The 22676-nt window shown below is 42.6% G+C and carries 20 protein-coding genes; 6 read left to right on the top strand and 14 right to left on the bottom strand.

Annotation, left to right across the window (positions count from 1 at the left end; all coding sequences use genetic code 11):
* Positions 1-244 precede the first annotated feature (244 nt).
* Positions 245-1606, bottom strand: a complete 1362-nt coding sequence (locus P5V12_RS09565; protein ID WP_316957130.1) for a DegQ family serine endoprotease — start codon at positions 1604-1606, stop codon at positions 245-247.
* 343 nt (positions 1607-1949) lie between these two features.
* Positions 1950-2720: a hypothetical protein gene (locus P5V12_RS09560; protein ID WP_316957129.1), complete on the bottom strand. Its 771-nt coding sequence runs from the start codon at positions 2718-2720 to the stop codon at positions 1950-1952.
* 336 nt (positions 2721-3056) lie between these two features.
* Here P5V12_RS09560 and P5V12_RS09555 point away from each other — a divergent pair, with 336 nt between their 5' ends.
* The 3 genes from P5V12_RS09555 (at position 3057) to P5V12_RS09545 (ending at position 4782) form a co-directional block, all read left to right on the top strand.
* The gene (locus tag P5V12_RS09555; protein WP_316957128.1) at positions 3057-3245 is read left to right on the top strand and encodes a hypothetical protein; all 189 of its coding nucleotides are present in this window, start codon (positions 3057-3059) and stop codon (positions 3243-3245) included.
* 31 nt (positions 3246-3276) lie between these two features.
* Positions 3277-3480: a hypothetical protein gene (locus P5V12_RS09550; RefSeq protein ID WP_316957127.1), complete on the top strand. Its 204-nt coding sequence runs from the start codon at positions 3277-3279 to the stop codon at positions 3478-3480.
* Positions 3481-3903: 423 nt separating this feature from the next.
* Positions 3904-4782: a LysR family transcriptional regulator gene (locus P5V12_RS09545; RefSeq protein ID WP_316957126.1), complete on the top strand. Its 879-nt coding sequence runs from the start codon at positions 3904-3906 to the stop codon at positions 4780-4782.
* On the opposite strand, the gene P5V12_RS09540 is transcribed toward P5V12_RS09545, so the two are convergent.
* From P5V12_RS09540 to P5V12_RS09510, 7 genes are all read right to left on the bottom strand, one after another.
* On the bottom strand, positions 4783-5754 hold the full coding sequence (locus P5V12_RS09540; RefSeq protein WP_316957125.1) for a zinc transporter ZntB: 972 nt from the start codon (positions 5752-5754) through the stop codon (positions 4783-4785).
* A 23-nt stretch (positions 5755-5777) separates the two neighbouring features.
* A complete protein-coding gene (locus tag P5V12_RS09535) occupies positions 5778-6260 on the bottom strand; it encodes a DUF1003 domain-containing protein (RefSeq protein WP_316957124.1) in 483 nt (160 codons plus the stop codon).
* A gap of 133 nt (positions 6261-6393) precedes the next feature.
* Positions 6394-7503: a molybdenum ABC transporter ATP-binding protein gene (gene modC, locus P5V12_RS09530; RefSeq protein WP_316957123.1), complete on the bottom strand. Its 1110-nt coding sequence runs from the start codon at positions 7501-7503 to the stop codon at positions 6394-6396.
* 18 nt (positions 7504-7521) lie between these two features.
* Positions 7522-8214: a molybdate ABC transporter permease subunit gene (modB, locus tag P5V12_RS09525; protein WP_316957122.1), complete on the bottom strand. Its 693-nt coding sequence runs from the start codon at positions 8212-8214 to the stop codon at positions 7522-7524.
* Between the two features lie 6 nt (positions 8215-8220).
* Positions 8221-8967, bottom strand: coding sequence for a molybdate ABC transporter substrate-binding protein (modA, locus tag P5V12_RS09520; RefSeq protein WP_316957121.1), 747 nt, complete (start codon positions 8965-8967; stop codon positions 8221-8223).
* Between the two features lie 300 nt (positions 8968-9267).
* The gene (locus P5V12_RS09515) at positions 9268-9627 is read right to left on the bottom strand and encodes a hypothetical protein (protein ID WP_316957120.1); all 360 of its coding nucleotides are present in this window, start codon (positions 9625-9627) and stop codon (positions 9268-9270) included.
* 102 nt (positions 9628-9729) lie between these two features.
* Positions 9730-9933, bottom strand: a complete 204-nt coding sequence (locus P5V12_RS09510) for a hypothetical protein (RefSeq protein WP_316957119.1) — start codon at positions 9931-9933, stop codon at positions 9730-9732.
* 207 nt (positions 9934-10140) lie between these two features.
* Here P5V12_RS09510 and P5V12_RS09505 point away from each other — a divergent pair, with 207 nt between their 5' ends.
* A complete protein-coding gene (locus tag P5V12_RS09505) occupies positions 10141-10515 on the top strand; it encodes a hypothetical protein (RefSeq protein WP_316957118.1) in 375 nt (124 codons plus the stop codon).
* A gap of 6 nt (positions 10516-10521) precedes the next feature.
* Here P5V12_RS09505 and P5V12_RS09500 read toward each other — a convergent pair whose 3' ends face one another.
* The 4 genes from P5V12_RS09500 to P5V12_RS09485 all read right to left on the bottom strand — a co-directional run bounded on the left by P5V12_RS09500 (position 10522) and on the right by P5V12_RS09485 (position 17312).
* Entirely contained in the window at positions 10522-11190 is a 669-nt protein-coding gene (locus tag P5V12_RS09500) for a MaoC/PaaZ C-terminal domain-containing protein (protein WP_316957117.1), read from the bottom strand.
* Between the two features lie 235 nt (positions 11191-11425).
* A complete protein-coding gene (locus P5V12_RS09495) occupies positions 11426-14176 on the bottom strand; it encodes a PAS domain S-box protein (protein WP_316957116.1) in 2751 nt (916 codons plus the stop codon).
* Positions 14177-14185: 9 nt separating this feature from the next.
* The gene (locus P5V12_RS09490; protein ID WP_316957115.1) at positions 14186-16882 is read right to left on the bottom strand and encodes a PAS domain-containing hybrid sensor histidine kinase/response regulator; all 2697 of its coding nucleotides are present in this window, start codon (positions 16880-16882) and stop codon (positions 14186-14188) included.
* Between the two features lie 175 nt (positions 16883-17057).
* Positions 17058-17312, bottom strand: a complete 255-nt coding sequence (locus P5V12_RS09485; RefSeq protein ID WP_316957114.1) for a DUF4404 family protein — start codon at positions 17310-17312, stop codon at positions 17058-17060.
* 173 nt (positions 17313-17485) lie between these two features.
* On the opposite strand from P5V12_RS09485, the gene P5V12_RS09480 reads away from it, so the two are divergent.
* Together P5V12_RS09480 and xthA are read left to right on the top strand one after the other, a co-directional pair.
* The gene (locus tag P5V12_RS09480) at positions 17486-19612 is read left to right on the top strand and encodes a carboxy terminal-processing peptidase (protein ID WP_316957113.1); all 2127 of its coding nucleotides are present in this window, start codon (positions 17486-17488) and stop codon (positions 19610-19612) included.
* Positions 19613-19618: 6 nt separating this feature from the next.
* Entirely contained in the window at positions 19619-20434 is an 816-nt protein-coding gene (xthA, locus tag P5V12_RS09475) for an exodeoxyribonuclease III (protein WP_316957112.1), read from the top strand.
* A 49-nt stretch (positions 20435-20483) separates the two neighbouring features.
* Here the strand turns inward: xthA and P5V12_RS09470 are convergent, their stop codons facing one another.
* Positions 20484-22652, bottom strand: coding sequence for a sensor histidine kinase (locus tag P5V12_RS09470; RefSeq protein WP_316957111.1), 2169 nt, complete (start codon positions 22650-22652; stop codon positions 20484-20486).
* Positions 22653-22676: the final 24 nt, after the last annotated feature.

Genomic DNA, 22676 nt, shown 5'->3' with positions numbered 1-22676 from the left:
GCATTGCGATGTAATTTAAATTTGCACCAACTTTTGTCACGTACAGGTATAACACACGAATAATATTAGAGATCTAATTAAATTTAGTACAAAATTTCAACTTTTTTGAATTTTTACACCTGAAAAGTGCGTGGTATAAGATGACATCTGCATATCAAATTCATTGTACACAAATTAAATTTTCGGGCAAGGCTCGGTATTCATTCAAGCCTTGCCCGCTGAAGCGCATGCTCTCCACGCGCTTTTAGCGAATGACAACAAAAAAGGTATTACCGTTTCTCTCAATCTGCAGTAACACAGAGCGCTTGCTTTTTCTCAACGCTTGCATAAAAGAGTTTATGTCAGTAACACGAATCCGATTAGCAGCAACAACTATGTCTCCTGGTCTTAAACCGCTGTATGCAGCTGTAGACCTCGGAGAAATGGCCATTACTTTCACGCCATTGTTGTTTGGGTTGTTGCTAAATTCGACGCCTTCAAGCATTGGGTGTAGAGCGCGACCAGAATTTAATAGAGATTGTTGGTCACCAACCTTAACTCTAATTGTTTGCGTTTTGTTTTCTCTTAATACGGTTAACGTAATGATGTCGTCGATGCTCTTTATTCCTAATTGACTGCGGAATTTTGCAGGTGAATCGGTTATCTGACCGTCCACTTCGAGAATAATATCCCCTGCTTTAAGGCCCGCCTTATCTGCAGGTGACTCGCTCATTACGTTGCTAATCAATACACCTCGAACACCATTTTTTAGCCCGAAGGCACTCCGCAGATCTTGTGTAATATCTTGAATACCAACACCAATTTGCCCGCGTTTCACTTCACCGTGGCGAATAATTTGTTCCATACTGGCTTTCGCCATATTGATAGGAATGGCAAACCCGATTCCAACATTACCGCCGGAAGGTGCGATGATAGCCGTATTGATCCCCACCAATTCCCCTTTAAGATTGACTAATGCGCCACCTGAGTTTCCTGGGTTAATGGAAGCGTCAGTTTGAATAAAATTTTCATAGCCTTCTATACCAAGCCCGCTTCTTCCTAGTGCGCTGACCACACCTGTTGTGACGGTTTGACCAAGACCGAAAGGGTTGCCTATAGCTACAACAAAATCCCCTACTTCCAGACGGTCAGAATTTGCCAGGCTGACTTGCGTTAGATCCTCACCATTTATTTCCAGGATCGCGATATCAAGATCCGGGTCGCTGCCCAGCAGCTTGGCTTGATATGTTCGCCCATCGATTAGGGACACCTGGATTTCATCTGCACCTTTTATGACATGGAAGTTGGTCATAACGATGCCACGCTTGGCGTTAACAATGACGCCGGACCCTGCGCTTTGTTGTTTCTTTTGTGGCTGTATACGCTGCCTGGGTTCTGGGATATTAAAGAAATGGCGGAAAAACGGGTCGTTTAATAGAGGATTGTAGGTATATTGTTGGGTCGAATAGGTTGCAATGTTTACCACTGCTGGATTAACGTCCTTTAGCATGGGAGCGAGAGAAGGCAAAGGGTTCCCTTCCCTGTCCGCCGCTGGCAATGCACCGTAGGCCAAGCTAATTGGGATAACTATCAGTATCAAAAATAAACGACTTATATAGTTAAGCATCTTGTCTGTCCCTTTATGGAATTTTAGTTCGATATGGGCGTGTAAAACTGTGATGTCGGCTGCTTATGGCTTTGACAATTTCTGTTCGAAGAAGGTTGCCGTATTAGGCATGCACACAGTGTGGTGTTGATGAAGATTAAGAAGAGAATCGATTGAGTTCATAATATATCCAGACGCTGAGCAACATAGAATAAAATCAACAGATCGCACAAAAGGCATGATCAAACTTGTTTATGCTTCAACTAAGATATGGGAGAGCAGCAACTTTTCAAGGCAGTGTTTATAACTTTTTATAAAAAACTAACCAGTTCAACGATATATAACTCTTTTTTTACCGCCTACGCTAGGCATAAGCCACTTTAGCCTTGAACATTTTAGTTGTTGGAGCGGCTTGATTGCTTAGCCGTATGCTTTCATACAAAGAGTCTACATTGGAGGAAAGCTCAATAATTTGCCTGGACAGTTCTTTTTCTGTCGACTGATAAAACTTGGATAGCCTAACGGATTTTCGCAGTAGTGATTCTTCCGAATAGTAGACTTTGTGCTTGTAGGTCGTCTTTAGTAATCGGCTATCAATATACCGGATCTCACTAATTAATTTCAGAATTTCACGTAAGGTGTTGCAGACAAAAAGTGTGTGTCGAACGCTAACAGCTAAATAATTTTCAACTCCAGTAATGGCCATGCGAATATCATCGTGCACATAACGTATTGCGAAGTTTCGTTCTGGTTCGATCGGGTACATTTGAAACTGAATTTTGGTGTCCTTGCATAGCGCATTGTGTACATTTTTTATCTGACCCGGAATCCATTTAATTTCCTTAACCAAACGCCCATAGACAATGCATTTTTCAATCAGCTTTTTGCTGTACTCTGAGTACTCTTTGAACAATAAATTGAAGTACTCAGCACGAGTGCACCCTTTTTTCGGTGCGTGATGAATAATTTGTATCTGACTCAAGACCATACTAGTCAGAACTTGATGTTTGTATACGCCCGAAGTGATTTTGGCTTGGCAGTCGACCAGCTTGGTTGTTTTGTTCGATAGTTCCCGAGTTAACCGAATCAAGGAAGTGGATTTAATTTCTATTCTATTTTTTATATTGCATTGCATGGAACTGTCCTAAAGCACCCTTTTCTGGGAGGCGTATCCAAACTTACTCTCTAAGCCCGCGCCAATCAAACGCTTGTGTTATCCGTATTTTAGCATCTCTCGTGCCAGATTGTATGCAGATTAAACCAAGGAAAAGGCACTTGCTATGCACGTTGCAGCGGATCAGGGCGCTCACATCCGTTGTTTCATGTCGTCGTTATCTGCCACTCTAAATACTCGTTCAGGGGCGGTTCTCCACAAAATTTTTTGTTTGAAAACACAAAAAAGATTCACTTTACTCCGGAAATTCCCCAGAACAATATGCTTCTCACAACCAACTCACTTTGAGATATTACTATGAAAAATTCGGTTTACTGCATCGCTCTAATGGCCTTGGCTATGACAACCAATTGTCTGGCTCAGGGGGAAGCAGAAACAGATGAAAAGCCCTTAAGTGTCCAAGAGCAATGTGAGCTTTATTCTGTTTACGAGGATGAAAACGGTGACTTCATCGACTGTCCTCAAACAACTGAAAATAATGGTTAACCCTTAATTTTTTTGACTGAGGTGTCTCTATATGTCTCACCAACAATCCCCTTGTCATGATCGACGTTACGAAGAGCAGACCTCGCTTTGCCCTTTGCGATCACGAGACAGGCGAAAAGGCATTTCATTGGAGGAGATTCGTTTTAAGCGTTCTCATCGCAGCAAAGGCGTGTTGCTACAAAAACCGGTAAAACGACAAAAAAGCGCCGAACACCGCCCACGTTTTGATCACTAAGCAAGCAGCCGAAAGGCTGCTTCTGCTACCCTGTTTATCCATCTACTGTTGAGATGCTGTCACTAATCTCCTGCCCTAATCGATACTTCTATTTGTTTTCTTGCTCGAATATTTTGGCGCAAAGCCCACCGCAATGACTTATGCTCATCAGCAAGACTTCAGTACCTTTACATTCGGCTGTTGACAACATAATGGTTTCCCGGGTGTTCTATGTGATGTGATCGGTTATTGATTAATAGAATTAATCAACTTAAGCCCTAGCGGCTGCTTTCATCCACTGAGCATAAGATGCTTTGTCCTAAGGGTTTTAAAGGTGATTCGGACGCCGATTTAACATGTTTCGGCATTATGGTTTTGCGTAAAAAGTGTGTAGAATGACTTTTTTTCGGCATTTCGATAAATAGTTTTGATCGACTTAAATCCATGAATACAGATCTACTACGCACATTTCTGGAGTTATCCAAGACACGACATTTTGGCCAAACTGCGGATAACTTATACCTTACTCAATCTGCGGTGAGTTTTAGAATTAAGCAGCTGGAGGAGACCTTCGGCGTTCCATTGTTTACTCGCGAACGAAACAATATTCTACTGACCAGTGCCGGTGAACGTCTACTGCCCCATGCGGAGAATATTCTGGCCGCCTGGCAGTTAGCTTTACAGGATGTCGGTGCAGCGCCAACAAAAAATATTCAACTGGCTTTGGGGAGCACCTCCAACCTTTGGGATACTTTTTTACAATCCATACTGCCTAAGCTCGCTACCAGCTTCCCTAACCTGTTTATTCGTACCGAAATCAACACGCCTCAAGAGTTAACCCGAGCGCTGTTGGCTGGTCGTCTGGATGCAATTGTATTGCTTGATCCGCCCAATACACTGGAGATTGAGACAATCAAAATCGGTGAAATTGAATTAGCACTGATTGCCAGCCAGCCAATTCATCGTATTGAGGACATATTGACACTAGGCTATGTGTTTGTTGATTGGGGAACTGCGTTTAATCTGCAATATGCCAAACTGTTTAACGAGCCTATTGCCCCTAAGTTACACACCAGCCAAACCCATATTGCCCTGGAATTTTTGCTTGCCCACGGTGGTGCCGCATTTTTGCCTGTTGCCCTGGTGGAGCCTCATATTAACAGTGGCCGACTTCATACCATGCAGTCGTTTACCACGGTCAGCCGCGAAGTGTTTGCCGTATTTAATAAACACTCTGACCATATTCAAGCAATTAAGCCCGTGGTGCAGTTGTTAACCGAGCTGGAGCTTAAACCGACCTACCCAATGGATAACAGCGCCTGATTAAAACCACTTAAACACCCGAAACAAAATAATTTGTATCGCTACGAGGGCAAAAAGAATTAACGAGAACACTGTAAATGCCTGAGGCTCTCCCACTCCAGGCATGCCACCAACGTTGACACCAAATAACCCGGTTAGAAAACCTAACGGTAAAAATATAGCTGTAATAACCGAGAGTAAATACAAGTTACGGTTTAGTTTATCCGAAAGTGAACTGGCTAATTCATCTTTTACAACATGCGCCCTTTCTCGAATTGAATCCAGATCTTCGATATCTCGCAATAAGTTATCCAGTGATTCGTGCATTCTCCGCTGGCTCTTTTTATGGGGTGTGAGTGCGTCCACATAACGAATAATATTAACGGCGTCATGTTGGGGGGCGATATAACGTCGAAGCATTATGGCTTTTCTAAGTACGTTGGAAATATCCTTGCGCATTTTTTTATTTGGGTGATCCAGAATCTGGTCTTCAAGGTGATCTAACTGTTCTTGAATCTGTTCGATAATCACTTCGGTATAGGATAATAAAGTTGAGATAACAGAAACCAATAAATCCGGTATGCTTGTCGGGCCGCTACCAACATCCAAACGTTCTGCAACACTCATAACTGCTCTGGATCTTCGATAACGCATACTGACGATACTATTCGGTGTAATCCAGATTCGCACCGAAATCATATCTTCTGGCTGGGCATTCTTGTTGTGATTAATGCCACGTAGGATAACCAGCATGCCTTTCTCTAGCTCCAGCGCTCTTGGACGAACATTTTCATCAAAAAGCGCAGCGAGACTGTGTTCATCAATCCCTTCTGCCGCTTCACGGAATGACTCCATTGCATTGGGGTGGTTGCCATTTATATGAACCCATAATGGCTGTTTGCTTTGTTTGGCTTCATGTAAATCACTGTATTCAATACATCCGCCTTTTTTGTCCAGAACTTTGATAAAAATAGCAGGGGTAGTGTTTTCCATGACAGATCTCAGTTTGTATGTAATCAGGTCATTTTTTGGTTTAATTCATCAAGTTTGGTATGTAAACGCATGATTTCTAATTCAAGCTTTAAGTTTATTTCGTATGAAGCGTCCTGCTTAATTCTATCCTTTGCCGCCTGCCGATTTTGCGACATCATAATAATCGGTGCCTGAAACGCAGCTAATGTTGATAATCCCAAATTAAGCAAAATAAATGGGTACGGATCAAAAATACTTTTTTCAACCAACCAAACACTATTTAAGATGATCCAGACAATAATGAAAGCAAAAAATAATCCGATAAAAGACCAGGAACCACCAAAACTTGCGACTTTATCCGCAACCCGTTGGCCAACGGTTAGTGTGCCTCTGAATGAGAGGTTGACGTTTTCGGATACGGTTGAGTTCTCAGCAATACTATGGATGACTTTCTGTACTGTTGTGTCTAGTTCATTGTATGGCACATCGAGTAATGCTTTGGCTAATCGCTCGAAGTATTGTTTCATCTTCCACTCCTTTTATAGTCTTTTAAACCAGAGAATTTGCCGTGCAACAACCGGTTAAGCAAGCTCGAATGGTAGACTTTTTTTCAGTATAGAAGATAGAGCATCAGCTATTGAATACCCTTTTCTTTTTTGATTAACGAGCAATGGCAACAGATTTTATTTGAGCCCAAACGTACTTACCGACTTCAATATTAAGCTGGTGGAGGGATTTCCTGGTAAGACGAGCAATAAGGTATTCGTTGCCAACATGCAGACGAACCAACACCATCGACGCGTCCATGTCATCTTTGATATCCGTTATGGTACCGCGTAAACGGTTTAGAATGCTTGAATCTTCATGAGGGGTAAGCGTCAGGCTGATATCTCTGGCCAGGATTTGTAATCGGATGGCCGACCCAATTGCCTGACCTTCGTCTCGCAACCAAAGCTCTCCGCCTGGAAATGAAACAAGGGCTAAATGCCATTGTTCATCGCGCTCGGTGATATTTCCTTGAATGACCACACCGGTTTCATTGCCAAGCTGAAGTGGAAAATCAATACGGGAAAACACATCAGTTACACTGCCTTGGGCAATGCACCGTCCTTCTTCCAGAACAACAACATGGTCCGCCAAACGCGCAACTTCGTTCACAGAGTGGCTGATGTAAAAAATCGGGCCATCAAAACTAGTACGTAAACGCTCAAGATACGGCAGTATTTCCTGTTTGCGTGCCATATCCAGAGAAGCGAGAGGTTCATCCATTAATAAAAGCCGGGGTTGTACCAAAAGTGCTCGCGCAATGGCTGTTCGTTGACGCTCCCCTCCGGATAGTTGCGCCGGATAACGATGAAATAAGTGGGCGATTCCCATCGTATCAACAATGTGTTCAATTAATTCTTCTGCAGGACTCTGAGCTGCGCGTTTGATGGCGAAGTTCAAGTTGTCCTGAACTGTTAGGTGAGTAAACAACCCCGCCTCTTGGAATACATATCCAAGGGATCTTTTATGGGTTGGCACAAAAACTCTGTCATCCTGCCAAGTATCCCCCTGAATGGTTAACAGCCCGTGCTTTGCCTTTTCCAAGCCTGCAATGCAGCGTAAAAAAGTGGTTTTACCGGAACCCGAATGGCCAAAAATTGCTGTGACGCCTTGCCCAGGGAGAGTTAAATCCAGATCGAGAGAAAAGCCATGAACCTCGGGGCTATGGGGGAAGTCAAGCCTAAAGCAGGTGCGAATTTGGTTTGCTGGGTCAGCTGTGTGCAAGATGTTGCCTCTATTCTGTTACTGATACTTTAACCCGGCACTTCCCTGTTTCCGCTGAGACCAATAAAGCCCCAAAAGTACAAGGAAAGAAAATATAACCAGGGAGCCAGCCAATGCATGGGATTGAGCATATTCCAAAGCCTCAACATGGTCGTATAGCTGAACAGACAACACCTGCGTTTCGCCGGGAATATTGCCACCAATCATCAGCACCACACCAAACTCGCCTACAGTATGGGCGAAACCCAGAACAGTAGCGGAAATAAACCCCGGTTTGGCCATGGGCACAACCACAGAAAAGAAACGATCCCACGGACCGGCACCCAATGTGGCAGCTACTTCCAAAGGTCGGGCCCCTAAAGCTTCAATAGCATTTTGGATTGGTTGCACAACAAAAGGCATAGAATAAAAAATGGACGCCACAACCAAGCCCCAGAAAGTAAATGGCAAGGTACCCAAACCAAGCGTTTGAGTGAGTTGACCAATAGGTCCATTTGGCCCCATTGCGATTAACAAATAAAAGCCCAGCACTGTGGGTGGTAGAACCAACGGTAGGGCAACAACAGCGCCAACTGGCCCCTTCCACCAGGATTTCGTACGTGCCAGCCACCAAGCGATAGGCGTACCTAGTAGCAGTAATAACAAGGTAACGGTGGACGCCAAACGCAAGGTTAGCCATATCGCAGTAATATCTGTTTCAGAAAAAGACATCAGGCGTTATACCTTGGGTGGGGTTTGGTAACCATAAGATCGTATTATTTCCTGTGCGGAAAGCTCTTTTACAAAACGCATTAGAGCATTTGCAGCAGGGTTCTTTTCACCTTTTTTTAAGAGAACAAAATCCTGCTTTATAGGTGTGTACAGGTTGCCAGGCACAACCATAGCCCCTGGGGCCATTTTTCCGTCTTCCATTACCTGAGAAAGGGCAACAAAACCAAGATCTGCGTTGCCGCTGTGGACAAACTGATAGGTCTGCCCAATATTCTCACCCATTATCCAACGGGCTTGTGTTTTCTCTGCAAGCTTTAGGTTTAATAAAACCTGTTTAGCTGCTACACCATAAGGGGCAAAACGCGGATTGGCGATTGCCAGCCTGCTAAACTGCCCCTGCTTAAGTAAGTGAAGTGCAGAGCTGTCATTCCTGTTTTTCGCCCAAAGGGCCAAAATACCGATTGCATAAGTGGAACGGCTGTTTTCGACAATGCTCCCGGCCTTTTCCAATGCTACAGGTTTTGCTTGATCTGCTGAGAAAAAAAGATGATAAGGCGCCCCATGACGTATTTGAGCATATAGTTTGCCTGAAGAACCAATAGAGAGAACAAGTCTATGCCCAGACTCTTTTTCAAATTCTCTGGCGAGCGTTCTCATGGGTTGGGCAAAATTTGAGGCGACGGCAACGTGGATGGTTTCTGCTTGGGCAAAGCCGACAAACAGTGTCATCACAAAAAAAACGCTTACCTTCATTTTACTTATTTCCTCAGAGGGCCGTTGCAGCGAAGTGAGATATCCTAACCGATTTATGCACTTCTAGCTCGGCCCTACCCACTTTGTTTTCTTCAATGACAAACTTTGCCGAAAACTGATCATAGCCAGTAATTATACGGTCAATGGGTGAGGAAACCGGCAGTAAGACCAAGGACTCTTGAACACAAAGCTATACAACCTGGAACCAACTCCAGGTCGTGGACAAATATGGTTTGAACAAAAAGAGAAAAACGCCTTATATAAGCGTTTTCAAATGATAGGGTTGTCTAGTTTAAGAAATCAACTCACTTTCGCTTCGGCCAATTTGGCTGCCAGTTGCACATTGGTTGAAGTCTGGGATTCGAGATCATCCAAAAGAAAAAGGTAATCTTTTATTTCCGTTTTATACGGCACAAAACGAAGCTCAATGCGCCAGTTCCCCAACAAGTGTTTAAATTCTCGAATCTTATGGAATTGATGGCGGCAACCTACCCGAATTTTTTCCAGTTCTTTATTAGGAAAAGCTAACTGACGCTGACACACAGTGTTGAGAGATTCGCGAAGTTGCGTGGTTGAGGCGATCATGTAATCAATCTCCTCAATAATGAACTGGTAATCGGCAATACTGGAGTCTTGCGCAGAGGTTTGCTTAGTGTTCATTACGTACGTCCTTGGTACCCAAGTCTTTCCAGTAATTATAGTTAGCTCAACGCCTTGTGGCTTTAGATAATCGCTCTGTGTTTTGTAGGAAATCGGCTAGAGTTACTCGCCAATCATGTAGTGTATCCACCTTCCACCTATATTTCTGAGATGGACTATCTCTCCTGAGTCGATATTAATTGCCGTGCAATAGTTTGAAGACCAGCTTACCTGCCGTAGCTTATCGTCGTGTTCAAAATTTACACCCTTTGCAATACCTTCTTTATCCAGAATGATGCAAGGTTCATCACCAGTGGCATATAGCATTATTACCCGATTTCCTCCTCTTACCGATCTCTTGGTTATATCACACGAACTAAAGCAATACTTAGAGTATGGTTTTTCCTAGTAAGTGATCAATTATTGTAGTTTTCAGCCAAAAAAAGTATTAAAAATATTACAGAGATGCGTAAAATGGACACCTTGCGCAAATAACCCCACCTGCTATGCAGTGCCATTCCAGACCCCAAATAGATGCCAACATCAGACTTCCAGTTCAATTATAGCGATAGCCCCCAGGATCATCTGTTTGTTACTGTGAGTGGAACCTGGACAATGGAATCCGCAAAAGAGTGTGTTGACCTTATCAAAAAGCACTCAATATTGCATAAACGTCCGAAAGTTCTGGTTAATGCGACTCAAATGTCCGCACCGGAATCAATTTTAAGCCGCTACCAAACCGGGGAATACATTGCCAAATGTTGGCACTCTCCTATGAAAGTCGCGTTTTATGTCTCACTGAGTAACTTGAATGGCTTGGCGATGGATACTGCAATTAACCGAGGAGCAAATGTCAATGCGTTCCCATCGAAAGAACTCGCTCTGGATTGGCTGTTTAGCAAGCCATAATCGGGTTTAACGACAATATATCCGGTAATTAATATCGGCAATAACCGCAGGCACACTTTTATTCTCGATCTCAACTTCGACCTGTTTGACCAATTCCAAGTGTTTTTTAAACTTTTGGGCTTCGACAATTCTGGATCTGGCGCGAATTCGGGTGTTAGGTTTGACAACAGATTGGAAGCGTGCGTTACTAATGCCCGAATTAACCACTAGACGGACGTAAGGATAGTCAAACTCTGTACTATTCACTGTTTCCGTTAAAAACGGCAATAAGGACAGCAAATAAAAACCATGGGCAACTGTTGAACCAAATGGCGAGTCCTGCTGCGCTCGATCCTGGTCAATATGTATCCACTGTTTATCGCCCGTTACCTCGGCAAACTGGTTGATTTTAGACTGAGACATCAAGAACCATTCACCAATATGGTATTGGCTTCCCATATTCTCGGATAACGCTTTGTACAAATTTTCTACAGACTCAGAGGCTTGAGGTGTCGCGCTACCACCGCTGTAGCTTTTTAGAAATTCCTTAATTTGGAATAGATCGATTTTTTTTTCGTTAAACTCTTCGAGCGTAATCGATATATCGCGTACCTGATTTTCAAACTTCTCCTTCAGTGTGTGTTGCGCACTTGCGACCCACTCACCTTTTTGACGGATATATTCTTTAACATTCATTTAGGAATTCTCAAGCCTTGACAGGCCTAAACTCGAACCAACTAGCCAACGGGAAGCTCGGCATTATACCTCAATGCATAAGGTATTAGTTACCTGAAGTTCACGTAATTTATGTCTATTTTTTGTTATTTAAAATAAATGAAACATTGGCCATATGAGAATTATTCTCTTCTGTATATCTCAAGTTATGGGGATGCATGAACGGAACAAGCCGGTCAAAATAGAACTTGGGGAACTATTCCTGGGCACGAGCCAATAGCGTATTAATCTTTTGACAGAGAGCTTGAGTATCGATGGGCTTTGATATAAAGGCGTTGAAACCGTGAGCCAGTGCTTTTTGTTCATCATCTTTATACGCATGAGCGGTTACTGCTATCATCGGCAATTTCGCAAACTTTATATCTCTACGCACGGTGTTTACCACATCGAAACCGGACATATCCGGCAAGGTGATATCTACCAAGACAATATCAAACGGTTCTTCTTCGATGCACCCTATCCCCGCTTGCCCTGTAAGCGCTTCATAGAATTCATAGTTTAAATGGTTTTTTACAATCTTTCGCAGCAGCTTAATATTGACCAGATTATCTTCGATATAAAGAACCCGTATATTTTTTTTCGGTTTATTATCCTCGTGTTTCTGTAACACAGTAGACTGGCTTTTTTCGATAAGATTATCAACATCATAACTATCGATGGGGAACTGAATCCAAAAATTACTACCGATGTTTTCTTCGCTTTCAACACCAATAACACCGGACATGGTTTCTACAAATTCCCGGCATATAGCCAAACCTATTCCGGTCCCCTCAATCGCTTCGTAAGGCGATACTGCGCGTTCAAAAGGTTTAAATATTTGCCCTATTACTTCCTCTTTTATTCCTATTCCTGTATCGCGTATATTTATTGTCAACTTGTGATCTGGCGAAATAGCTTGATCGATAATTATTTTTCCTCCTTCCTTGTTATATTTAATTGCATTATTAATAATATTAACAATAATCTGTTTAAACCTTAGGGGATCGACATTAATACTGGCAAGATCCTCTTCAATGTTTTGAACAACCGTAATTCCCCTTTTTTGCGTTAAGGATGAAAGCCCTTTCACACATTCATCGATAATGCTTTTAACGCAGGTGGACTGGTACGTAAACTTGATTTCTCCGGCCTCAATTTTACTAAGCTCCAGCACATCATTAATCATATCTTTCAAATGATCACCAGCCCGATAGATTTCGTTAACATTATCCAGAGCATCCTTTTCAAGACGAATTGCATCATTTAAAAGTAAAATTTCAGAAAAACCGAGAATGGCATTCAGCGGTGTTCTAAGTTCATGACTCATGCGCGAAAAAAAGTCTGACTTGGATTTATTTGCTTTTTCCGCCAAATCTCGCGCACTGATCAATTCTTGAGTTCTATTTTCCACCAGTTCTTCAAGGTGATCTCGATAGCGTTTTAGCTCATTCTCTATCGATTTTTGTTTTGTTACATCTTGCAGCGTAATAAATAGTCTTTTGCCATTTTGTTCCGTGTTGGCAATACACTGATGTTTTAGATATTTTTTGTTACCTTTAGCATCGGTGATTTTATGAGTAATTTCATACCCTTGATAATCCTTGGCTGCTTTGGTGTAAGCTTTTTCAACTCGCTGCCAGTCATCTCGATCGATCATCGCCATAAAACGACCAAATGACACTTCCTGAGGCAATAGTCCCAGAACATCCTGCACGGTATCCGACCACGTTTGAGTTCCCGCCTTGAGATCCATCTCCAGGCTACAGATAAGCGCTAATTGTTGCGCGCTCTTTAAGCGTCTTTCGTTGTTTAAAATGTTCTCTTCAGCGGTTTTTCTGAGGCTTATATCTTCCACGATGGTCCAAATCAGCCGTCGATCATTCGCTTCACGGATAATGGTGCCATGTACCTCCACCGGATAACGCTGGCCATCCCTATCAATAAAATCTTTCTGAAAGTGGGTATAAAAACCGTATTTCTCCAACTGGTGACGTGCCCTTTCATCCAGGGCTTTGTACTCGGAAGGAGAGTATAAATACGTGTGAGTGCCAATAATTTCCTGCTTGCTCCTCTTCATCGGTTTGAGAAAAGCATCATTTACTTCAACAAACTTTTCGCTATCAAAATCGATCAGAGCGATTCCAACGGGTGATAATTCAAATAACGCACGAAATCTCGACTCACTTGAACGCAACTGCTTCTGCATCGCGTCCTGACCGGTTACATCAATTCCAAATAACAATATAAAATGAGCATCATCGCTTATTCGCTTGCCAAACCATCGAATATTAAGTTCCTGCTGGTTTTTCTTACGAATCGCACCAAGGTATATTTCTTTAGTTTGACGCACCTGTAGCGAGTGAAAAAATGTATCAAATATTTGCTTCTCCCTGCTGGGTATAAACATATCGTCAAATCGCGAATTATCCAGATTACTACTATTGTATTCAGTAGCAGATAGAAAGCAGCTATTCGCATAGACGATATTTCGACGATCATTCAGCAAGAGAATGAAAAAATCTGCGTCTTCAACAAACTGATAGAAGCCAAAGGCGAACCGGTTGACAAAGCCTTCCTTAATGGTTCTTGACTCTTTTAATGCCAGGGTGGTTTTCAACCAGATATTGCCATCGTATAGACCTACAAATTCAACCATCAGAACTTGAAATTGTTTTTCCGGCTGAGACGAAACAATATCAAAAGATAAAGCCAGTTTCTGAGTATTATTATTTATGACCTTTTGCCGCTGGACCAAGTAGTTGTCCAGCGTTTTTCCCCCATACATTTTTGCCAAGGCCGAACGAAAATTCTTTCCAACAGCCAGCTCTTCTGCCAGCCTGCTTGCTTTGGTGTTTCCTTTAAAATCTATGCCGACAATTATGTCATTTTGGGTGATAATATCGACCTGGTCCACATCCTCTTCCGAAGCGTCCTGAATAGCTATACCTTGGCCAATATTTTTATCCATTATTTGGTATTACTCTCGCTGGTTCTGGGTATACAAATTATCTAAAAACTCATTAAAAAGCGGAATATTAATCGGCTTGGTCAGGTATTCATCAAACCCCGCACTCTTACCTCTCTTGACGTCCTCCGGCATAGCATTCGCGGAAATAGCGACAAAAGGTGTTTTTGAAAAACCTTCACTTTTAAGTCGATCAAGTAGTTGATAGCCATCCATTTCAGGAAGATTAATATCAAGCATAATAAGTTCTGGGTTATGTGTTTTTGCGAACTCTATGCCTATTTGAGGTGTGAGAGCACTAAGCAGCTTGGTATCCTTTCTTGAAGCCACTATTTGCATCATAAGTTTTAAGTTAGCAGGGTTATCTTCAATATAAAGGATTTTATGTCTCTCGTTACCCATCAACGTAGTATCATCAGTTGATGATGAAATCACTTCACCGCCTTGAGGGTCATCTGACACTTCCGGTGTTTTATCGAGCGGAAGATCAATCCAAAAGGTACTTCCGCTTCCCACTTCACTTATTACACCAATTGAGCCAGACATCGACTCAATGATTTTCTTGGTTAACGCCAATCCAATTCCCGTTCCTTCTATGCCGTCGTTTTCACCGTGCAAACGTAAAAAAGGTTGGAAAATTAGTTCGTATTTATCGGAATCGATGCCAGGACCTGTATCCGTGACGGAGATACGCACTGAACCCATATCTTGTTCGGAAATATTAATTTCAATATTTCCACTGTCCGTATTATATTTGATCGCGTTACTCAGTAAATTAAGAATGGATTGCTTTAAACGTTTGCGATCAGCTTTAACATGTATGTTTGTATCACCCACAACATTTACATGAATATTCTTAGTTTCAATTAATGTCGTCAGTAAGAGTGTACATTCGTTTACTATTTGGACAGTGTTAATCGTTTCCATCGAAAAAGTAAGTTCACCAGCTTCAATTCGGGCCAAGTCTAAAATTTCATTTACCAATTCAAGTAAGTGCTGCCCCGCTTTGTTGATTTCTTCCACATTGTCTTTTTGATCCCGATTAAGTGAAGCATCAAGATCCAACAACTCCGAAAACCCGATAATGGCGTTTAACGGGGTTCTTAGTTCATGACTCATATTGGATAAGAAATCTGTCTTTGCTTTGTTTGATTTTTCGGCCTGATTACGGGCATCGATCAAATCATATTCAGCTTTTTTTATATCACTTACATCTTGAAATACGCCGAACACACGGACACATTTTCCGTTATTTAAATCGGGCACACCTATCGTTCTTACCCATTTTTTTTCGCCATCCCGCGTATGAATGATTAATTCAACATCAAATGATTCGCTGTATTTAATCGCACGCTGAAAAAGCGTTTTCATTTGCTCACGACAACCACCTTCCTCATAAAAAACCACTGCATTCTCCAGCGTTGGCTGAAAATTATCATCAACATCATGTATTTGCCTGGTAACCTTACTCCATTCGATGCGCATCGTTTCTACATCAATACTCCAGTGACCTATTTTTGCCACCTCATTCGTGCGCTCTAACAGATCCATGGTATGTTCAAGATTTTGTTCCACCGCTTTGCTTTTCGTGATATCGGTGCGAATAGAGACATATTGATAGGGTTTGCCTTGATCATCCATAAAGGGGGATATCGTCGAATCGACCCAATATAAATCACCATTTTTCTTCCTATTGCAAATCTCACCTTTCCAAACATGTCCAGTCGAAATGGTTTGCCATATATTTTCATAGAATTCTTCAGGGTGAGCGCCCGACTTGATAATTCTGTGATTTTTGCCAATTAACTGGTCTGCCGTGTAACCGCTGATTTCACAAAACAACCCGTTAACATAGGTAATATCTCCGGCAGCATTGCTAATACTGACAAGGGCATGCTGATTTAAGGTAATATGTTCCTGATTACGCTCGTAGGCTTCCTTATAGCTGATCTGTTGATCGATTTTCCGGATTTTGGCTTTTTTAAGACCGCTTTCAATAAGATGCCTAAGATCATCAACATCCCTATCAACCGGAAACACCGTAAGCCCTTCTCCGGTAATGTTCGAAATTTCATACCTGTTGTTATTGGACAGAAAAATAACTGAAGCATGACTTAATGGATCGTGATCCAAAAAGAAAGCTTTCATTATAGCCGCAGGATATTTCCCGCCAAGATTCACCAGAATCAAGTCCATTGTTTCTAAATTTGCATCCAACAGTTTAGATATGCTCGGAAGCGTGTGAACCTTCGATTTTTTTTCTTTAAGTATCGATACGATTTTTTCTCGGGTGTTCTCATCTTGCTCGATCAACAAGGTACGATATTCGCAGCTCTGTTCATATAACAGTGCGCGTTCAATCACCTTCTGAAAACGTTTGGCAATCCCCCGCTCAAAAATGTGGAACATTCTGTCCTCATCTTGATCGAGGGTTTCGACACTCAAAAACTCAAGGTCTTCGGAAAATTTGTGGACAACGACAATTGGCACTGTGGCAAATTGCGCAAGTAAAAAAGAGAAAGTTCTGAGCTGCTCTATTCGTACAATAAAAACATCGGGAACAAAGTCGTCAATGTCATCATCGGGCTTTAGGTGTAGGGCATTGTACCCATACACCCTAACCATGTTCATATACAGAACAGATTGCTCTTTTTTTTCGGAGAGAATAATAATATTTGGAGAATGTGGAATGGCATTAATTTCAGCCACTGGACTGCACCTTTTAGCCTGTGTAAATACATACAAAAAAGTATAGTCGCGAAACGAATATTTAAGAGACTTTCTTTACAGGCTTTAAGGTGCCTCTTGAACGAATTACATGTCTATCTTTTCAACAGGTGACATCAATACATTCCAACAGGGACAATTGCGCTGGCGCGTATATTTACACTCCAATATCCCTTAACACATTCACAATTTCTTTCGCTATTGACGCCGATTTTGGATGCGACTCTTCCAACTGAGTAACCAGAAGCTCGACAGTTTCGATAAGGCTAGCGTCTTCGGGATGTTTTCCCTGCCAATCCTGCATGTGAGAGTTGATTTCCATCATGAGCCTTTCCTGCTCAGGACTGGTAGCGTCGTCACCGAAAGTTTCATGTAATTTTGAGATTAAATTTGTTACTTTTGCTCTTGGCATAGCCACCCCTCGTTATTGATGTTGTCTTATAAAAGCTTAGTTGATTTAGGAACTTAGCGTCACAAACATGAACTAAAATGTGTAATTGGCCGCTTTGATAAACGGCCTTTGTGGTATAGTCGCCCGTTATAACGAATTCAGCTTAATGTATATATCCAGGTTTCATAACATCTATGCATATTAGAAGGCTTTCTGTTGTTTTTTCCACCGCATTGTGTCTTGCCATTTCGAGCCAGAGCTTCTCAAAAGCGCCTCCGGTGCTCGATCATACCCAGGCTCAATCCGAAACAATTATTGATGTCGTAAGCAAGCTCAGAACCAAACACTACCGTGATCTCAAGATCGACGACAGCTTGTCGCAGGCATTTCTGGACAACTACATTGAAACACTCGATCCGTCCAGAATGTTCTTTTTCCAGAAAGATATCGACCAGTTTAAGAAAGAAGCCAACAATTTTGACGATTATTTCAAAGCTGGAAAGTTGGATGCCGGGTTCGACATCTTTTTGATATATCGCCAGAGAGTTCTGACACGCCTGGAATCGATCATCGCTATTCTGGAAGACCCCTCAATTAAGTTCACCTTCGATGGCTCGGATTCCGTGGAACTGGAAAGAGACAACTCCCCTTGGCCCAAAACCAAGAAAGAAGCGGATGAGATCTGGTTTAAGCGTATCAAGCTGGGGTTACTTAACCTCAAGCTGGCCGGTAAAGACGTGGAAGAAGGTCGCGAGACATTAATTAAGCGGTATAAAAACCAACTTAATCGTGCAAGCCAGCAAGACAACGCTGATATTTTTGAAACCATGGCAAACGCGCTAACAACGTTATATGACCCGCATACAAATTACTGGTCACAGCGAACTTCAGAGAATTTTGATATCAACATGTCTCTTTCCCTGGAAGGTATCGGTGCAGTACTGCAGACAGAAGATGAGTTAGTAAAAGTTGTGCGTTTGGTGCCAGGTGGCCCAGCCCATCGTCAGGGCGATCTAAAACCTGCTGACCGCATAACCGGCGTTGCTCAAGGTCAGGACGGAGAAGTTGTTGATGTTGTTGGCTGGCGTCTGGATGAAGTTGTACAACTTATCCGCGGCCCCAAGAACACTGTTGTAAAACTAGAGGTATTACCCGCTGGCGCATCTGTTGACGAAAAACCAAAACTCATCAGCATTAACCGCGGCAAGGTAAAACTTGAAGATCAGGCGGCTGAGAAAGCCGTGTTTGAGCTTCCGCATGGCGATGAAATATACAAAATCGGCGTAATCAACATCCCCCACTTCTATTTTGACTTTCAAGCCAAATTTGCTCGTGACCCCAATTTCGCCAGTGTTTCCAGAGATGTTTCCCGTCTTCTGGACGAGCTTAAGCGTGAAAATGTCGATGGCGTTATTCTAGATTTACGCAACAACGGTGGCGGCTCATTAGATGAAGCTCGCGAGCTTACCGGCTTCTTTATTGATCAGGGCCCAGTGGTGCAAATTCGTACCTCGGATGGACGTATTGACCGCAATAACCGGTCAGCTTTCCGCGCAAAATATCGTGGCCCGCTGATTGTGATGGTAAACCGTTTGAGCGCATCAGCATCAGAGATCTTTGCTGGTGCCATTCAGGATTATAAACGCGGCATTGTTGTCGGCTCCCAATCCTTTGGTAAAGGCACCGTTCAGTCCCTGACTCACTTGCGTGAAGGTCGATTAAAATTGACAGAGTCCAAATTTTACCGAGTATCCGGAGAAAGCACTCAGCATCGTGGTGTCATTCCCGACATTGAGCTCCCTTTCCTATTGGATGCTGATGATGTCGGTGAGTCATCTTATGACAACGCCCTCCCCTGGGATCAAATTCATTCAGTAAACCATGCCGAGTATTTCAACTTTAGCAGCCTGATCCCGGTTCTGGATAATTTGCACAGAGATCGAATCCAGCACGATCCTGACTTTATTTATATTGAAGATCAGATTGCATTGATGAAAAAGTCAAAGGAAAGAACGGTTGTCTCTCTCAATGAGAAAAAACGCATCGAAGAGAAGAATCAAATGGAGCGGGAGGCGATGGAAATTGATAACAAACGTCGCATTGCCAAGAAATTAGAACCCTATAAAACCATAGAAGACTTCCGTAAGAATGAGTTAGATAAAGAGGAAGATAGCGATACTGTTGCCGTCGAAGAAGAAACGGTTGCTCGTGAAAAAATCGATGTTGATGGCGACACCCTACTCATTGAAACCGGCAATATATTAGTCGACTACATCAGACTAATGAATAAGCCTGACTATAAACAAGCTTCTAATTTTTAAGTTGTTATGAAATGTATTTCTTTTAACGTGAACAGCCTACGTTCACGGTTACACCAATTGAAAAGTGTCGTTGATAAACATCAGCCAGATTTTATCGGTTTACAGGAAACAAAAGTTACCGACGAAGACTTCCCTATTGAAGCAGTGCAAGAGCTCGGCTATCACGTGGAATTTATGGGTCAAAAGACGCATTATGGGGTCGCACTTCTAAGCAAAACCCCTTTTGAGAAAGTGGTAAAAGGGTTTGATGGCGATACTGACGAAACCCAAAAACGTTTTATCGGCGGGTTATTTACACTAAGTGATAACAGCAAAATTTGGGTATTTAACGGCTACTTCCCTCAAGGTGAATCGCGAGACCATCCGACCAAATTCCCGAATAAGGAGAAATACTACCAAGACCTGAATATCCACCTAAACACATACTGCAACTCTGACGAGCAAGTTATTGTAATGGGCGATATGAACATATCGCACACTGACCTGGATATTGGTATTGGTGAAGACAACCGCAAGCGTTGGTTAAAAAGCGGGAAATGTAGCTTTCTTCCGGAAGAGCGAGAATGGCTAGACACCTTGTTAAGCTGGGGACTAAAAGATACATATCGGGAGTTACACCCGGAAAGCAATGATCAGTTTAGCTGGTTTGATTATCGAAGCCGTGGATTTGAGCGAGAACCCAAGCGCGGACTCCGAATTGATTTAATTCTGGCAACCGAATCACTTAGCGCCAAGTGTACCGAAGCCGGTATTGACTACGAAATTCGTGGGATGGAAAAGCCCTCTGACCACTGCCCTATTTGGTCCACTTTCTCAATATAGAATGATAACTCAAACAAACTTGGATTACCCCGTTAACTGAACCAGTAGATTAATCTGTTAACTTCAGGGTAATCCAATATTTAATTGTTGCTCTCAAACTTCTGCGTCTATCCGACAAATTAATGTAATCATCGAAACCAATTTCATAAACTGACGATTCAAAACTGGTTTTCGAGGTACTCATACCTACGATAGGTGTAAAGGTTTCAACCTCGTCTTTTATTTCCTTCTCTCTAATCCGGTCAACCAGTAACGACACATCGGTTGAATCATCACAATCAATAAGAACGACACTTGGTTTCAATTGGGAAAACTGCTCTTCAAGAGTCTCAATCGTAGTAACCAGAACCAAATCGCAATTTTTTCCCTGGAGTCTGTTACGCAACTCAGCGTCGGCTTTGGTGTTTTTGCTATAAGCGAGAATTGTAAAACGTTGTAACGCCTGTTTTTTGGGAATGATCTCACCATCTTCGCCTTTATTTTTGTAGGCAACCTGAAAGGAGGATTCCAATTCAAACAAACCAGCGGGTTTATTGACGTAGCAGACATTATCGTGATCAACAAACCCCATACCTGCCAGCAACGCGTGCTGCTGCTGTGTTGAAACCACCAGCTGGTGAGTATTTTTCAAATCGGAGTGTGCGTTAATATTATTGTTAAATTCGACAAAGTCTTCGCTGTCGTGCTCCACGTAATAGAGGACGCTCTCAATAGGTTTGCCATTTTTATAGCTGTTTTCCAGCGTTTGGTAGGCACGTTTGTATTGGGTTTCCGTTATTACGTTGAACCCAAGGGAATCTAACTCCTGTCTTTTGAGATCAACAATTCGGGCATTGCCGTGTACCAACAACACACTGTGTCCGGAGAAATAGTTTTTATGGAAGTCCAACTGCCCAAGCGCTTCGGCAATTTCCAGTTTGGCACTGAAACGGAAACGTTGTCCCTCACCGGGAATATCCGATGTTTCTATGCCACCTTCCATATATTCTGCAATCGCTCTCGCGGAAGAAAAACTTAAATCCAGTTTGGCTGCATTATTTGAATCTTCAAGGAAAAACAGTTTTTTCTGAACTTCAAGCAGACGAGAAATAGTGATATATAGCTCACCGGCAGTCTCGTACTCACGCAAGAATTCAACTTCAACCAGCACCAAACCTGAGGGCATATCTTTGATGCACAGGTTTAACAAAGATTTAAGCACTTGAGCCAGCTTGGACGCATCCCCTTTTAATCGCATCGGTAAGTTAGGAGAAAGTGCTGACTCAATTTGAATTCCCTTACCTTCACATTCATCCACATACTCAGCAATAATATGCTGCAGTTCATGACGAATATTAAATACGTTTTGCGATAACGTGAGTTCTTTGGTTAGGGTGCCGGTAAAGTTATCAACGTTATCAAAAATGCGCTCCAGGCTGAGAGTGATATTTCGACGCTGTTTGTTCAGGGTAATATCACCTGAATGACCGGCATTCTCAGCAGCTGTCTGATCCAAAGTAACGATCTTTTGCAGATCGTCACGCAGAAAATTCAGAAACTCTTTATTCAGTTTGACGCTGGCCCGTGTATCACGCTTTTCTTCCTCAACCGAACGGGTTTTTCTGGCTAAAGCATAGGTTGCTTCCAATCGCTCCCAATAGGTTTCTGAAATCATTCGACACTGATGGTTTAATACCAGATAAAACACCAACAGCAATGCACCGTAGATAACACCATTAACGGAGCCCAGAGACAGCGCTGCCAGGGCAGCGGGGACAAGACCGAAGAACTGATAATAGGTGAGAAATTTTTGATACGGTGCGAATGCGTGAGCTGTGGTTGAAAAGAATACAACAGTGTACAACCAGAATAACGGTGCCTCATGATTCATTTGCAGCTTATAGGTCACAGAGACCATAATCGCCGCCCACCACATTGAGCCGAGAAGCGTAGCCGCAAAATACTGGTTTCGCCATTTTGCCGGAGCCCTGGGGTAGAGCTGCTCAAATCGAAACAGGAAGAAACCACGAAGCAAGGTAACACAGAGCAAGCCAACGGTTAACACCAAAGTGTATGTGGGGAATTCCTGAACAAAAGTGCCACCGATAAAGCAGATAAGATAGGCAATAAAGTTAAAGACTATGCCTCGGCGACTGTACTTTGCCACTCTGGCATCTGTTTCCCGCATGACCAATCGGTCTTTTTGGACCTTAGTGATGGGAACAAAAAACTGGAACATAAACATCAGCTTGTTGGGCGGTTA

The sequence above is a fragment of the Teredinibacter sp. KSP-S5-2 genome, from assembly GCF_032773895.1.
Lineage (GTDB): Bacteria > Pseudomonadota > Gammaproteobacteria > Pseudomonadales > Cellvibrionaceae.
Note: the sequence above shows the minus strand (reverse complement) of the source record. Positions and strands in the feature narration are given on the sequence as shown.

What these genes read in the sequence shown, in the direction of transcription:
- P5V12_RS09470 (WP_316957111.1), bottom strand. Translation starts at nt 22,652, where the DNA reads ATGTTCCAGTTTTTTGTTCCCATCACTAAGGTCCAAAAAGACCGATTG.
- P5V12_RS09495 (WP_316957116.1), bottom strand. Translation starts at nt 14,176, where the DNA reads ATGGATAAAAATATTGGCCAAGGTATAGCTATTCAGGACGCTTCGGAA.
- P5V12_RS09535 (WP_316957124.1), bottom strand. Translation starts at nt 6,260, where the DNA reads ATGAAACAATACTTCGAGCGATTAGCCAAAGCATTACTCGATGTGCCA.
- xthA (WP_316957112.1), top strand. Translation starts at nt 19,619, where the DNA reads ATGAAATGTATTTCTTTTAACGTGAACAGCCTACGTTCACGGTTACAC.
- P5V12_RS09560 (WP_316957129.1), bottom strand. Translation starts at nt 2,720, where the DNA reads ATGCAATGCAATATAAAAAATAGAATAGAAATTAAATCCACTTCCTTG.
- P5V12_RS09550 (WP_316957127.1), top strand. Translation starts at nt 3,277, where the DNA reads ATGTCTCACCAACAATCCCCTTGTCATGATCGACGTTACGAAGAGCAG.
- P5V12_RS09480 (WP_316957113.1), top strand. Translation starts at nt 17,486, where the DNA reads ATGCATATTAGAAGGCTTTCTGTTGTTTTTTCCACCGCATTGTGTCTT.
- P5V12_RS09485 (WP_316957114.1), bottom strand. Translation starts at nt 17,312, where the DNA reads ATGCCAAGAGCAAAAGTAACAAATTTAATCTCAAAATTACATGAAACT.
- modB (WP_316957122.1), bottom strand. Translation starts at nt 8,214, where the DNA reads ATGTCTTTTTCTGAAACAGATATTACTGCGATATGGCTAACCTTGCGT.
- P5V12_RS09545 (WP_316957126.1), top strand. Translation starts at nt 3,904, where the DNA reads ATGAATACAGATCTACTACGCACATTTCTGGAGTTATCCAAGACACGA.
- P5V12_RS09540 (WP_316957125.1), bottom strand. Translation starts at nt 5,754, where the DNA reads ATGGAAAACACTACCCCTGCTATTTTTATCAAAGTTCTGGACAAAAAA.
- P5V12_RS09505 (WP_316957118.1), top strand. Translation starts at nt 10,141, where the DNA reads ATGCCAACATCAGACTTCCAGTTCAATTATAGCGATAGCCCCCAGGAT.
- P5V12_RS09555 (WP_316957128.1), top strand. Translation starts at nt 3,057, where the DNA reads ATGAAAAATTCGGTTTACTGCATCGCTCTAATGGCCTTGGCTATGACA.
- P5V12_RS09515 (WP_316957120.1), bottom strand. Translation starts at nt 9,627, where the DNA reads ATGAACACTAAGCAAACCTCTGCGCAAGACTCCAGTATTGCCGATTAC.
- P5V12_RS09500 (WP_316957117.1), bottom strand. Translation starts at nt 11,190, where the DNA reads ATGAATGTTAAAGAATATATCCGTCAAAAAGGTGAGTGGGTCGCAAGT.
- P5V12_RS09510 (WP_316957119.1), bottom strand. Translation starts at nt 9,933, where the DNA reads ATGCTATATGCCACTGGTGATGAACCTTGCATCATTCTGGATAAAGAA.
- modA (WP_316957121.1), bottom strand. Translation starts at nt 8,967, where the DNA reads ATGAAGGTAAGCGTTTTTTTTGTGATGACACTGTTTGTCGGCTTTGCC.
- P5V12_RS09565 (WP_316957130.1), bottom strand. Translation starts at nt 1,606, where the DNA reads ATGCTTAACTATATAAGTCGTTTATTTTTGATACTGATAGTTATCCCA.